This is a genomic window from Nostoc sp. TCL240-02 (assembly GCF_013343235.1).
GTDB lineage: Bacteria > Cyanobacteriota > Cyanobacteriia > Cyanobacteriales > Nostocaceae > Nostoc.
Window position 1 is genome coordinate 5,055,132 of sequence record NZ_CP040094.1, and the last position, 12,757, is coordinate 5,067,888.

General features: G+C 43.3%; 9 protein-coding genes. 4 read left to right on the plus strand and 5 right to left on the minus strand.

What is annotated here, in order from left to right; genetic code table 11:
- Positions 1-566 precede the first annotated feature (566 nt).
- A complete protein-coding gene (locus FBB35_RS34945; RefSeq protein WP_368041852.1) occupies positions 567-1,754 on the minus strand; it encodes a COR domain-containing protein in 1,188 nt (395 codons plus the stop codon).
- Positions 1,744-3,708, minus strand: a complete 1,965-nt coding sequence (locus FBB35_RS34950) for a leucine-rich repeat domain-containing protein (RefSeq protein WP_254625650.1) — start codon at positions 3,706-3,708, stop codon at positions 1,744-1,746. The genes FBB35_RS34945 and FBB35_RS34950 overlap by 11 nt, the downstream gene beginning before the upstream one ends.
- Positions 3,709-4,415: 707 nt before the next feature.
- On the opposite strand from FBB35_RS34950, the gene FBB35_RS21410 reads away from it, so the two are divergent.
- Positions 4,416-5,276 (plus strand): Tab2/Atab2 family RNA-binding protein, encoded by an 861-nt coding sequence (locus tag FBB35_RS21410; RefSeq protein WP_174711304.1) that lies wholly within the window; start codon positions 4,416-4,418, stop codon positions 5,274-5,276.
- Positions 5,273-5,404, plus strand: coding sequence for a hypothetical protein (locus FBB35_RS35555; RefSeq protein ID WP_302480923.1), 132 nt, complete (start codon positions 5,273-5,275; stop codon positions 5,402-5,404). The genes FBB35_RS21410 and FBB35_RS35555 overlap by 4 nt, the downstream gene beginning before the upstream one ends.
- 91 nt (positions 5,405-5,495) lie before the next feature.
- Here FBB35_RS35555 and FBB35_RS21415 read toward each other — a convergent pair whose 3' ends face one another.
- Entirely contained in the window at positions 5,496-5,663 is a 168-nt protein-coding gene (locus tag FBB35_RS21415) for a hypothetical protein (RefSeq protein WP_174711305.1), read from the minus strand.
- On the opposite strand from FBB35_RS21415, the gene FBB35_RS21420 reads away from it, so the two are divergent.
- Both FBB35_RS21420 and FBB35_RS21425 read left to right on the plus strand, forming a co-directional pair.
- A complete protein-coding gene (locus tag FBB35_RS21420; protein WP_174711306.1) occupies positions 5,662-6,975 on the plus strand; it encodes a TldD/PmbA family protein in 1,314 nt (437 codons plus the stop codon). The two genes, FBB35_RS21415 and FBB35_RS21420, sit on opposite strands and share 2 nt — an antisense overlap.
- A 99-nt stretch (positions 6,976-7,074) precedes the next feature.
- Positions 7,075-9,711 carry a chloride channel protein gene (locus FBB35_RS21425; protein ID WP_174711307.1) on the plus strand — a complete coding sequence of 879 codons (2,637 nt, stop codon included), beginning with the start codon at positions 7,075-7,077 and terminating at the stop codon, positions 9,709-9,711.
- A 13-nt stretch (positions 9,712-9,724) separates the two neighbouring features.
- On the opposite strand, the gene FBB35_RS21430 is transcribed toward FBB35_RS21425, so the two are convergent.
- Both FBB35_RS21430 and FBB35_RS21435 read right to left on the minus strand, forming a co-directional pair.
- A complete protein-coding gene (locus FBB35_RS21430; RefSeq protein ID WP_174711308.1) occupies positions 9,725-9,919 on the minus strand; it encodes a hypothetical protein in 195 nt (64 codons plus the stop codon).
- Between the two features lie 125 nt (positions 9,920-10,044).
- On the minus strand, positions 10,045-12,084 hold the full coding sequence (locus FBB35_RS21435) for a serine/threonine-protein kinase (protein WP_174711309.1): 2,040 nt from the start codon (positions 12,082-12,084) through the stop codon (positions 10,045-10,047).
- Positions 12,085-12,757 lie beyond the last annotated feature (673 nt).

The following is a 12,757-nucleotide window of genomic DNA, read 5'->3' on the forward strand; positions in this document are numbered from 1 at the left end:
ATATCGTGTTGAAGTACTTAAATATCGTGTTGAAGTACTTAAATATCGTGTTGAAGTACTTAAATATCGTGTTGAAGTACTTAAATATCGTGTTGAAGTACTTAAATATCGTGTTGAAGTACTTAAATATCGTGTTGAAGTACTTGCATTGCTTTTATAAAAAGTGAAATCAAATTGACACTGATTAAAATTATTCACACATTGATACGGGTATTCTTCAACTTTGTGATTTTCTATATGCTTTAGACCGCGATCGCAATTTTGTAATTGGGACAATAGCGAATGCTATACAGCATAAGTTTTTTGTGCATGGCGGTAAGCGTAGCTATGCCGTCAGATTTATCGTGCTGAAAGTTTTGAATCCGTCAAATTTTAGCTAAAATGTTCTAGTCCCGGATCGCAAGTTTAAATTTTTATCAAATCAAAGGCGGGTATGATTTCAACCTATGCGATCGCCCCTGGAGTTAAAAAAGTCTATTTAACAGGGGGAAGCTTTAGTTCTATGCCTAATTTGCTCCCTATTTCTATAATATTTAAGTTAAATTTGGTCAATGTTGAAATAGGTTCTATTTCATTGCCTTTTCGACTTCTTCGCAAATTTTCACCCAAGCTTGATTACGTTCTGGCTTATTTAGAGTGTCGAGGGGTTTACCTGGAGGGTGAGCAGCTTGGTATTTTTCGATGTCGGTTTTTCTGTATGAGCTTGCACTAATTGGAATCCAGAAAATGGTTAATCCCTCTTGTTCAGCTGCGTTAAGTAAGGGGGGAAGTTCATGTCTGTCGATGAAATCAGAGTTTATAAAGTCAGGGCTGACTAGCAGGATAGCAACCTTAGCCGTGGCTAACGCTTTTTCAATCTCGGCTTTCCATTTTGCGCCAGGTTTGATTTTGGTGTCATCCCAAACGATCAAACCTTCTGCACGAATATAGGGTTTTAGTTGTTTTTGCAGTTCTATTAACCATTCTGCATCTTCATGACTGTAGCTAACAAATATTTGGTTTCTGATGCTTTCTGACATAATTGGTTTCTTAATGGGGAATGGTTCAATAATTTCTTTGTCTATTTGTTGTCTTTGTCGAGTTCTTATATCTTCATACCCATCAAGTACTTGACGCAAATCGAGGTCTAATTTTAGTTTGCCGATAGAGACTGTGCTTTTACCCATCGCTTCGAGTCCGAGGAGTTCTTGGTAGTCGAGGGGCGCATGGTTGGGATAGTTGGGGACGGGAACCCATTCGGTGATTTCGAGATTGGGGAGACTTTTGTGGATTTTTTGGAAGACATCGCGGAGAATGCCGAGAAATAAACGGCGGGTTTCTTGGCGGCCGCTAATGGTGATGAAGATTTTTTTGTCTTCGGGATCGGCTTTGATGCGAGCGATGTTGTAAATTTCGTTGTTTTCTTGATATTGCAGCATTACGCCACTGCGCCAATAAATTTGGTTATGAATTTTTTCGTGGGTGTTGACGATGAAGCGAGAAATGATGCTTTCGGGGAGAACTTTGTAATGGTATTGAAATTCGAGGGTTTCGCCGTGGAGTTCTGTTTTGTCTGGTTGGTCTTTAGGCAGAAGTCCCGCAATCAGAAATTGTGGTGGGTAACACTCTAGTGCAAAGCCAAGCTCGAATTCCTTCATTAGTTCGATTAGATAGCCATGACGCTGGGTGGGATAGCGCTCTGGGTCAAGGATACGGATGAGATCGGCGGGGGTGAAAATGCCTTTGGTTTTAGTTTTGAGGGTTTCATCGCTCAGGAGCCGCGTAAATGCCTTCTGTCACCCAGTTGGGTTTAAGGACGTTGGTATTTTTGAGGATGGGATGATCGCGGAAGTTGAGAACTAAGCCAAGTCGATGGAGGAGATCGATGAGTTGATCTTGGTTTTGTTCTTCGGGAATCTTATTTTCGTGGCAGATGCCGATGTAGCGGTTGTAGCTGATGAAGTCTTGGGACATAGATTCGAGTTGTTGTTTAACCTCAAACCATGTCAGGGGTAGAAGGTCGTAGACTTCTTTGAGGTTGCAGACTTGCTTCAAAATGGTGGTGCGAAGTTCATCAATGCCGATATTGTCTTGGCAGGAGGTTTCGATAATCGCTTGGATGTTAGGATATTTTTCGCGTAATGCCTTGCGGTTGATGTCGAGGGGTTGTTCGTCTTTTTTGTTGCCAACGATAATCACGGGGGACTGTCCGCCAAAGCTTTCGATTAGTTTCAGCCAATATTCGATGCGGTTTTCTTCTTCGCTGGTGCGACAATTACAGACTAGGAGATAGAGGCTACGCTTAGTCAGAAAAAACTGATGGGTGGCATGATAAATTTCCTGTCCGCCAAAGTCCCAAACATTGAGGCGGATGTCTTTGCTATTGACCCGCACGTTCCAAGTTTCTACATTAAGTCCGTCGGTTTGGGGTTGATTTTTATCATATTTATCGCGGATTAGTCGCTCAATGAGGGATGTTTTACCGACGCTGCCTTGTCCGATGAGCAAAAGTTTGGCTTCGTTGAGTTGACGCACTTCACCGCTACGGAGTAATTGCAAGTAATTGAAAATGTCTTTAACTGAACCAACATTATCAGAAGATCCTAAAATCTCTGGTGAAATAGGAAGCGGATTTCCCCGTAAATCTAGTTTTTCCAATTTTGGCAAACTTTTGATCGCGTCTGGTATCTGGGTTATTTGGTTGTTACTAAGGTGAAGCTGCGTCAGATTGGTTAATTTAGCGATCGCCTCTGGTATCTGGATTATTTGGTTATTACTAAGGTGAAGCTGCGTCAGATTGGTTAATTTAGCGATTGCCTCTGGTATCTGTGTTATTTGGTTGCTACCGAGGCCAAGCTGCGTCAGATTGGTTAATTTAGCGATCGCCTTTGGTATCTCGGTTATTTGGTTGAAACTGAGGAAAAGCTGCGTCAGATTGGTTAATTTAGCAATTGCCTCTGGTATCTCGGTTATTTGGTTGTCACTGACGATAAGCTGCGTCAGATTGGTTAATTTAGCGATCGCCTCTGGTATCTGGGTTATTTGGTTGCGACGGAGGTAAAGCTGCGTCAGATTGGTTAATTTAGCGATCGCCTCTGGTATCTGGGTTATTTGGTTGACATCGAGGTGAAGCTGCGTCAGATTGGTTAATTTAGCGATCTCTTCTGGTATCTGGGTTATTTGGTTGACATCGAGGTGAAGCTGCGTCAGATTGGTTAATTTAGCGATCGCCTCTGGTATCTGGGTTATTTGGTTGCGACGGAGGTGAAGCTGCGTCAGATTGGTTAAATTAGTGATCGTCTCTGGAATCTGGGTTATTCGGTTGGAACTGAGGTGAAGCTGCGTCAGATTGGTTAATTTAGCGATCGCATCAGGTATTTGAGTTAGCTCTACTCGAATTAAGATCAGTTCCTCTAAATGTAGTATTTGCGTTACCACATCGGGAATACTCTCTAAAGGATTGCCACTAATATCCAACTTACGCAAATTAGGCAAATCCAATAGTTCGAGTGGGAGCGTTTTTAAATTGTTGCTTGAAACCTTTTGGAGATAGCGGTTTCCTACATATTCATAATCTTCAACCTTCTTTCCCAAAATCAAAGACTCAAGCTGCTGCAACTTACCAATTTCCACAGGTAACTCTGTCAACTCTTGCCCCGACAGGTCTAACTCTTGCCAACCCTCAGCTACGGCGCGGTCTATCAGTACTAATAACTCATCCTGCGTCATAATTCCAAGGAGAAGGGTAAAAGGAAAGAAGATTGATGAAGATTATCTTAACTGATTAGGGAAAATGCTATAGAAATCCGGTTTGATTACTGAAATCACTTGCTTCGGTAGGCAATAAGCAATAGGATTTCAGAAGATTAAGGTGTACCGAATTTTTTTCAAAAATCAAATATGAGTCATATAGACCATGATTTTTTGGCGTTCTGTCAGTTCGCTATTTAATATATTGCGGATTTAGGCGTAGGCGTAGCCCGCACTTCTCTACGAGACGCTGCGCGTAGCTTGCTTCCCCGGAGGGGTACGGCTGCGCTAAGTGACCATCGTAGACATCGCGCCTTGAGATAAAGGGAAAAGGCGAGGCATATTGTGGATTTATTTTCTATATGCTTTATGCCGCTTCAAGGCACGCTCAGCGTCTCCAAAAGTTGCGACTTGACTTCTCTCCCTTGTCTCTTCTTAATGCCCAATGCCCAATACTTCGGCTTCTCTACGAGACGCTACGCGTTAGCAAAGCTTTCGCTTTAGCGATACGCTCAGTACAAGTGCCCCATGCCCAATGCCCCATTCCCCATACTTCGACTTACCTCGACTTCGCTCGGCACAAGTCGCTCAGTACAAGTTCCCAATGCCCAATGCCCAATGCTGCCCCAACACTCGTATGATCAACATATCAGGAAAACATAGCAGCCAGATTTTTACCGCAAAATATGGGCAGTATTTGGGAAATCGATTTTTACTCCCGTCCGATTTTGGACGATAATCAGAAAAAAATTTGGGAAGTCTTAGTCTGCGAAAGCCCTTTGGATATAGGCACAAAACCAGATTCTTTGTTTCGTTATGCTCAATATTGTCCCAGTACCCAGGTAAACTCGGGCTGGTTGCGGACAGCATTGCAAGAGGCTATTAACCAAGCTGGAAAAGCACCAATTAAAATCCGCTTTTTCCGCCGCCAAATGAACAATATGATTACTAAAGCCTGCCAAGATATAGGCATTCCCGCCCAGCCTAGTCGCCGCACTTTGGTTCTTAACCAATGGCTAGAAGAGCGGATGAAGGAAGTGTATCCTCAAGAACCAGGGTATCAAGGGGGGACTAATCCCTCAGTCCGCTTAGAGAAACCTTTGCCGCAACGTTTACCTGATGCTTTGGAAGGACAGCAGTGGGTATTTGTTACCTTGGATGCTGCGGATTTGGCAGAGATGCCAGAGTGGGAAATTGGCTTTGGTGAAGCTTTCCCTTTAGAATTGGTGAAAGTTTCACCCGAAGCCCGTATTCCTGGTATTTTGATTTTTTCACCGAGAGCGTTGCCCTTAGCTGGCTGGATGTCTGGTTTGGAGTTGGGTTTCTTAAGATTTGACTCCAGTGAAGAGGCAAGATTGCTTTTAGAAACGGGTGTTAATGAAAGCTGGATTGTAGCAAATATCAAAAAACCTCAAGTCTTGGCAGAGGCTAAAGGTTTTGAAGAAGCCAAGCAAAAAGCTAACGGAGTGCATTTTATTGGTATACAGTCCGATCCCAAAGCAGAATCTTTTGCTGGTTTTTGGCTATTGCAAGAGGTTAATCTTTGAAAATTGGGAATTGGGAATTGGGAATTGGGAATTGGGAATTGGGAATTGGGAATTGGGTATGGGGCATGGGGCATGGGGTATGGGGAATTGGGGATGGAGGATGGGGACTAATGACAAATGACAAATAACAAATGACAAATGACAAATGACAAATGACCAATGACAAATGACTAGATCCGTTGAGACATGACAATGATTTGGGATAATTAACTGCGTCCATTAGTGTTGATTTGCGGTTTCAAATCGTAACTGTAAAGAAACGCTGATGATTTTTGGATAGTTATCTGCGTCCATCGGCAGAAAGCCCGATCGTTGGTTTTTAGCGATCGCACTTTCTCTAAGGTGCGTTGATATGCGGTTCAAAATCCACCATTCACTAAGGGTCATGGGTTCTGAAAATTTGTCACAAGATACACTAGCCGAACAGTTGCTGGAACTAGCTATAAAATCTGGAGCAGAAGCTGCTGAGGTGTATCAGTCGCGATCGCTTTCTCGTCCAGTGTTTTTTGAGGCAAACCGGCTCAAACAGCTAGAAACTAACCAATCTGAAGGTACAGCACTACGGCTTTGGCGAAACGGTCGTCCAGGGCTGACGGTGGCTTACGGTTCTGTCTTAGCCGAAGTGATGGTGGAAAAAGCTCTGGCATTAAGCCACCTGAATGAACCCGAAACTGTAGAATTAGGCTCTAACTTTCAGCCCTCCTACCCAGATTTAGGAGAAGGTGTACCGATAGAGATTTTGGTAGATTGGGGCAAAGAAGCGATCGCACTCATCCGTGATGCCTATCCCGATGTTGTGTGCAATGGTGACTGGGAATGTGATATTGAAACTACCAGAATAGTCAACACTAAAGGTTTAGATTGTTACTACACTGATACTACGCTCAACTGCTATGTATCAGCAGAATGGGTACGTGGCGATGATTTTTTAAGTGTTGCTGATGGTCAAACCAAGCGGGGGGAACTTCACCCTGAAAGATTAGCGAACCAAATTTTACAACGGTTAATTTGGGCTAAAGAAAATGTCTCACCCCCTACTGGTCGTGTCCCGATTTTGTTTACTTCTAAAGCCGCCGATATGCTTTGGGGTACTGTGCAAGCCGCTTTGAATGGCAAGCAAGTCTTAGAAGTATCTTCACCTTGGGCAGAACGTTTAGGGAACCAAGTCGTTGCATCCAGTCTAACTCTCTACCAAGATCCAGAAGCTGGCCCTTATAGTTGCCCTTTTGATGATGAAGGGACTCCGACTCAATCTTTAGTATTTATCCAAAATGGGGTTTTACAGCATTTCTATGGCGATCGCACCACCGGTCGTCAACTGGGTACTGACACTACTGGAAATGGTTTTCGCCCTGGTTTGGGCAGCTATCCCACTCCTGGTTTATTTAATTTTCTCATCCAGCCAGGTTCGGCATCGTTACCAGATTTAATTCAACAACTAGATGATGGCTTGATTGTGGATCAAATGCTGGGTGATGGTGGCAGTATTTCTGGTGATTTTTCGATCAACGTAGATTTAGGCTACCGCGTCCAAAATGGTCAAGTAATTGGGCGCGTTAAGGATACTATGGTTGCAGGTAATGTTTACACAGCCCTGAAGCAATTGGTTGCACTGGGCGACGATGGTGATTGGAATGGTTCTTGTTATACTCCATCTCTGATAGTAGAAGGGCTATCCACTACGGGGAGAAACAATTAATTCGTAATTCGTAATTCGTAATTTGTCGAAGTGAATTTCAACAAGTAATCTTGGTGCTTAAATTCTAGCCATACCCAATAACACAATATCTTGGATATCATGTGGCATCTATCTATTCTCCAACACTTTCGCCAACTGCTGCGGCCACAACGTCGTTTAGCCATCTTTGAAGCTTGTCTAATTGGCTTAGTTTCGGCTCTTGGAGCAGTCTTACTTAAGACGGGGGTAGGATGGCTAGGTGCATGGCGAGTGCAGACATCATTACTATTACCAGCTTGGTTTGTGCTACCTGGTATCGGACTCACCTGTGGATTACTCGCCGGATGGTTGGTGGAGCGTGTAGCACCAGAAACTTCTGGAAGCGGCATTCCTCAAGTCAAGGCAGTGCTGGCCAATGTACCAATTGCTCTAGATTTACGGGTTGCTTTGGTTAAGCTAGTAGGCGGGATTCTGGCATTGGGTTCTGGGCTAGCTTTAGGGCGAGAAGGACCAACAGTTCAGTTAAGTGCAGCCCTAGCATCTCAACTCAGTCGCTGGTTTCCGACTTCGCCAGACCACCGCCGCCAGTTGATTGCTGCTGGTGCAGGAGCAGGATTAGCGGCTGCCTTCAATACGCCGATCGCAGGTGTATTATTTGTCGTAGAAGAACTTCTACAGGATTTCTCTGGCTTTACCCTTGGCACTGCAATTCTAGCTTCCTTCATTGGTGCAGTTGTCTCGCGTTTATTAGGTGGTCGCAGTCTGGATCTCAATCTGGCATTAACTGCTTCCAAGACCAACTTTTTTGTTCAAGATATTCCTTTCTATTTGGTGTTGGGAATTTTGGCTGGGTTGTTGGGAGCGCTGTTTAATCGAGGCATTATCAGTAGCTTAACTGTTTACCGCCGCTCTCTCCGTTTTGGATTACCTGCTCGTGTGGGACTCGCTGGGCTAGTATCTGGGGTAATTGTAGCGCTACTACCACTAGCATTTCGAGATAACACAGGACTACGAGAAATTTTGATTACGGGTGAGGCTAGCTGGTCAATAGCTGCGATCGCCTTTTTCTCCCAGTTTATCTTAACCTTGGTAGCTTATGGCTCTGGTGTACCGGGAGGATTATTTGCTCCCGCTTTAACTTTGGGGGCTGCCCTTGGCTACTTGGTCGGTATAGGAGAACACAGCCTGCTGCTTCCTCTGGGGATACAGAGTGGATTGCCAATTACCTTTGCTTTAGCAGGAATGGGCGCATTTTTTACGGCAGTCGCCAGAGTCCCAATTACGGGGATAATAATTGTGTTTGAAATGACAACAGATTTCAACCTAGTGTTACCCTTAATGATTGGCTCTGTAACATCCTATCTAGTTGCCGAAAAGCTAGTGCCAGGATCGCTATACGATAAACTTTTGGAGTGGAATGGCATCACGCTCAAAAAAGAATCTCCTACAGAGGGGATAATCACAAAGTTAACAGCCAAAGATGTGATGCAGCAACAGGTAGAAACTCTAGATGCAGAGATGCCTTTGGATGAAGCAATGCAAGCTTTTGCCCGTTCCCACCATCGCGGCTTCCCCGTGGTAGAAGATAGCAAGCTGGTGGGGATTGTCACACAATCAGATTTGTTGAAAATTCGCGATCGCAATTTAGCCAATGATATTTCTTTAAAAGAAATAATGACACCTGTCCCGATGACAGTAACACCAATCCACACCCTGAGCAATGTACTGTATTTACTAGATCGCTATCAAATCAGTCGCTTACCAGTAGTAGATGGACGGAAACTGATCGGGATTATCACCCGTGGAGATATTATTCGGGCAGAAGCAGATCATCTCAATTGTGATAACCGGACTCCTAAACTGCGACCACAACCTTCTTATGTAGTTTACCAAACGCGATCGCCTAGCACAGGTAGCGGTAGATTATTAGTTCCAGTTGCAAATCCTGAAACCGCAGGTATTTTATTACTTATGGCAGCAGCTATTGCCCGCGATCGCCATTATGAAATAGATTGCGTGCAAGTTATGCTGATACCCCGCCACAGTTCCCCATCAGAAACACAGGTAAGAACGGCAAAAAGTCGCCGCTTGCTAAGACAGGCAGAAGTCTTAGCAAAAAAGTGGAAAATCCCCTTGCACACGCAGATTCGAGTTACCCACGATGTAGCCCAAGCAATTTTAGAGACAATCAACGAACAACACATCGACCTAATTTTAATGGGATGGAAAGGTAACACATCTACCCCTGGTCGGATTTTTGGTAGCGTTGTAGACACCATAATTCGTCAAGCCACCTGCGAAGTCGTGTTAGTAAAATTAGGCAAAACCCCCCAATCCCCAATCCCCAATCCCCAGTTCAATCGCTGGCTAGTTCCAATGGCTGGTGGCCCTAATTCCCCCTTAGCGATTAAGTTGTTACCAGCTTTAATTACATTGGGAAACGATCCGCAAATTCGTTTGACACAGGTGTTTAAGCCATCTGAACTCAAGCCAGATATGTCAATTTCAGAACAAGCCATTCGCCATTTGATGCGGCGGCGAAAATTATCTAGTACTGTAGTTGCGCTCCCAGTACAAGCTGATTCAGTCGCTGAAGGTGTGATTAACCTAGTGAATACCGAAGGTTACGATGTTGTAGTTTTGGGCGCTTCCCGCGAGGGATTATTGCAGCAAGCAATTCAAGGTAATATTCCAGAAGCGATCGCCTCTGGTGTAGAAATTACAGTGATTTTAGTCAGAGGTGCAATTCACAAATGAACTACCCACTTGCTTACTTCTGATAAACGATACCAATAATCAAAGTAAAAATTATCGGTATTAAGATTGGAATAGCAACAATAAGTCCCCACTTACCAAACTTAATTTCCTCACCCTCAGATTTTAGAAAAGCAATCCAACCTACAACTCCCATCAAAACCCAAATAAACCCAAAAGAAAGAAAGATAACAAATACTGAATCTTCCATTTTTATTTAAATTATAACTTAGGCTTTCCTTGTCATTTTTGTGTGACACTTCCATGCCATAAATATGTATACCCACGATTTTAAATTGACATTTTTACTAAAAAGTGCAAAAACTTTTGCACTTTTTAGTGAATCGTCTGCCAAATTTTGAGAATATTCTCACCACTTCCACCACCAGCAATAGTTTGTCCATCGGGGCTGATGGCGATCGCATAAATATATCCAGAACCCGTCTCTAAAGTGCGAATTTCCTTGCCTGTTAACGGATTCCACAGCTTAATTGTCTTGTCACTACTACCACTGACAAGGGTAAGCCCATTTTGAGTTCCACTGGGCAAAAAGGCAACAGAATTAACCTTATCTTTATGTCCCTTTAAAGTGCGGATTTGCTTTCCTGTATTGAGATTCCACAATTTAATTGTTTTGTCTTTACTGCCACTAGCAAGGGTGATACCATCAGGCGCAAAAGCGACTGTAAGAATCGACTCTGCATTTTCTTTCAAAGTGCGGATTTGCTTTCCTGTATTAAGATTCCACAATTTAATTGTCTTATCCCAGCTACCACTAGCCAGGGTTTTGCCATCAGGATTAAAAGCCACAGATGGAACACCATCAGTATGTCCCTCTAAAGTGCGAATTAACTTTCCTGTCTCCAAATTCCACAGTTTGATTTTCCTATCCTTACTAGCAGTACCACTGGCAAGAGTTTTGCCATCAGGACTGAAAGCTACAGAAGTAACTCCGTCGTTATTTCCCTCTAAGGTGCGGACTAATTTTCCTGTCTCCACATTCCACAGTTTGATTGTCTTGTCTGCACTACCACTAGCGAGGATTTTATTATCGGGACTGAAGGCTACAGTCCAAATCCAATTGGAATGTCCTTCTAAAGTGTGGATTTCCTCTCCAGTAGCCAGATTCCATAGCTTGATTGTCTTATCATCACTGGCACTACCAAGGGTTTTGCCATCAGGACTGAAAGCTACAGAATTCACATCGCTGGAATGCCCTTTGAAGGCTTTGGGTAGAAAATCGCTTTTTGGGGGCGGAGAAATAGACGGAGAATATTCGCTCATCGTATGGGGGTGAGTCTGGAAATACCAAACTCCCCCCAATCCCAATACCAAAATGCTAGAAATTAACAGCAGTTGACTTTTTAACGTCTTATTTAGCTTTAGTGAAACTGGTCTTTTGTTACCTGGAGTAGATGCAAATGTTGATGTAAGTACAGTTACGGGCAGTGATGAAAATGATGATAGCCCAGGTGTCAAATCAGCGATGACTTCATCAGCCGATTGGTAACGCTTTTGGATATCTAGTTGCAACAGCTTATCCAAAACTTCACCCAACTCTATAGACACAGAAACGCCGTCTTTACCTGAACTGATTACATATTGTCGCCAAGACCCAACCCAACTATAGCCTTGTTGTATCCACAGTTGAGATGGGCGAATCCCAGTCAGTAAATGAAAACAAGTCGCCCCCAAACTGAATAAATCGCTGGCTGGGTAAGCTTTACCATCTTGCATCTGTTCAAGTGCAGTGTAACCGTGTGAGCCAATAACAGTACCCATTTTAGTCTGCACTGTTGCTGTCAGCTGCTTAGAGGCTCCAAAATCGATTAGCACTAATCGCCCGTCACTTTGACGACGAATAATATTTTGTGGTTTGATATCCCGATGAATCACTCCCCGAAGATGGATAAACTTCAGCACGGGCAGTAAATCTAGCAAAAGTTCGCGAATCTCTGTTTCACTATAGTTTCCGCGCCTTTCCGATTCCTTAAGCAAGTTTTTCCCATCGATAAATTGCTGCACTAAAAACAGATAGCCATTTTGCTCAAAATAAGCCAATAAAGTTGGAACTTGTGGATGTTCGGCGAGTTCTTGTAGCCGACTTGCTTCTTGTTTAAATAGTTCAATGGCCTTTGTTAGTGGCCCAGTTCCCTGAAGTTTTGGGGCAAATTGCTTAACAACACAGCATTCATTCAGTTTGTGTACATCTTCTGCTAAATAGGTTCTACCAAATCCACCCTCATCTGACAACACCTGAGTGGGACGATAGCGACCTCCCAGCAGGGGTATTAATTCTGCTCTACAACTATGGCAATAGTTATTTTTATCAGGATTTAGGGGTTTTTGACAATCGGGATTCACACAACAGAGCATACTGGGAATCCATGTGAATGGGAGTATATATTCATCTTAAGTCATGCAGTATTATCTCTGTTCTTAGTTAATCTCACTGAGAACTTATACATATCCCCAATTTCCTTACCTCATCAGGTATTGAAGAATTTAAATAATTTGAAAAAAGTTGTGCTTAAGCGATACCTTTTGAAGAATTTATTTACATAAAATGAACAATAATATAATACTTACGCATTGATAGGAAATACCAAATATGGATGATTTTTAAAATCACATTTGTCGTCAGGGCAATCGGTAAGCCCTACGTACAGGGGTACGCTAATGCCAGTTCCTTGATGCCGAAGAACCCGTTCACCGGAATGGCTCACCCCACCCCTTTGCATCTACATGAATTACCCCTAGCGCCTGAGTATATTTCCTATCAAAAAATGATTAATAAAACCTGAAACGACCTATTTAGCGCCGTGTGCAACTTTCTTTCAAACCTAACCCCCAGCCCCTTCCTTGCTAGCCTTGAGGAGCAAGAATCAAAGCCTCTCGACTGTAAAGTGCATGAATTAAATTTTGACTTTCGGATATAAATTTTAAGGTGTCGCTGAATTCAGCTATCGTGGAAAGTAGTAATAATTTTTGGGAAAGCATCAAATACCTTCGTTGATGCTGTAAGTTTGGCTTTGCAGATAGTTGGGCT

What these genes read in the sequence shown, in the direction of transcription:
- FBB35_RS34950 (WP_254625650.1), bottom strand. Translation starts at nt 3,708, where the DNA reads ATGACGCAGGATGAGTTATTAGTACTGATAGACCGCGCCGTAGCTGAG.
- FBB35_RS21410 (WP_174711304.1), top strand. Translation starts at nt 4,416, where the DNA reads ATGGGCAGTATTTGGGAAATCGATTTTTACTCCCGTCCGATTTTGGAC.
- FBB35_RS21435 (WP_174711309.1), bottom strand. Translation starts at nt 12,084, where the DNA reads ATGCTCTGTTGTGTGAATCCCGATTGTCAAAAACCCCTAAATCCTGAT.
- FBB35_RS21420 (WP_174711306.1), top strand. Translation starts at nt 5,662, where the DNA reads ATGGGTTCTGAAAATTTGTCACAAGATACACTAGCCGAACAGTTGCTG.
- FBB35_RS21415 (WP_174711305.1), bottom strand. Translation starts at nt 5,663, where the DNA reads ATGACCCTTAGTGAATGGTGGATTTTGAACCGCATATCAACGCACCTT.
- FBB35_RS21425 (WP_174711307.1), top strand. Translation starts at nt 7,075, where the DNA reads ATGTGGCATCTATCTATTCTCCAACACTTTCGCCAACTGCTGCGGCCA.
- FBB35_RS21430 (WP_174711308.1), bottom strand. Translation starts at nt 9,919, where the DNA reads ATGGAAGATTCAGTATTTGTTATCTTTCTTTCTTTTGGGTTTATTTGG.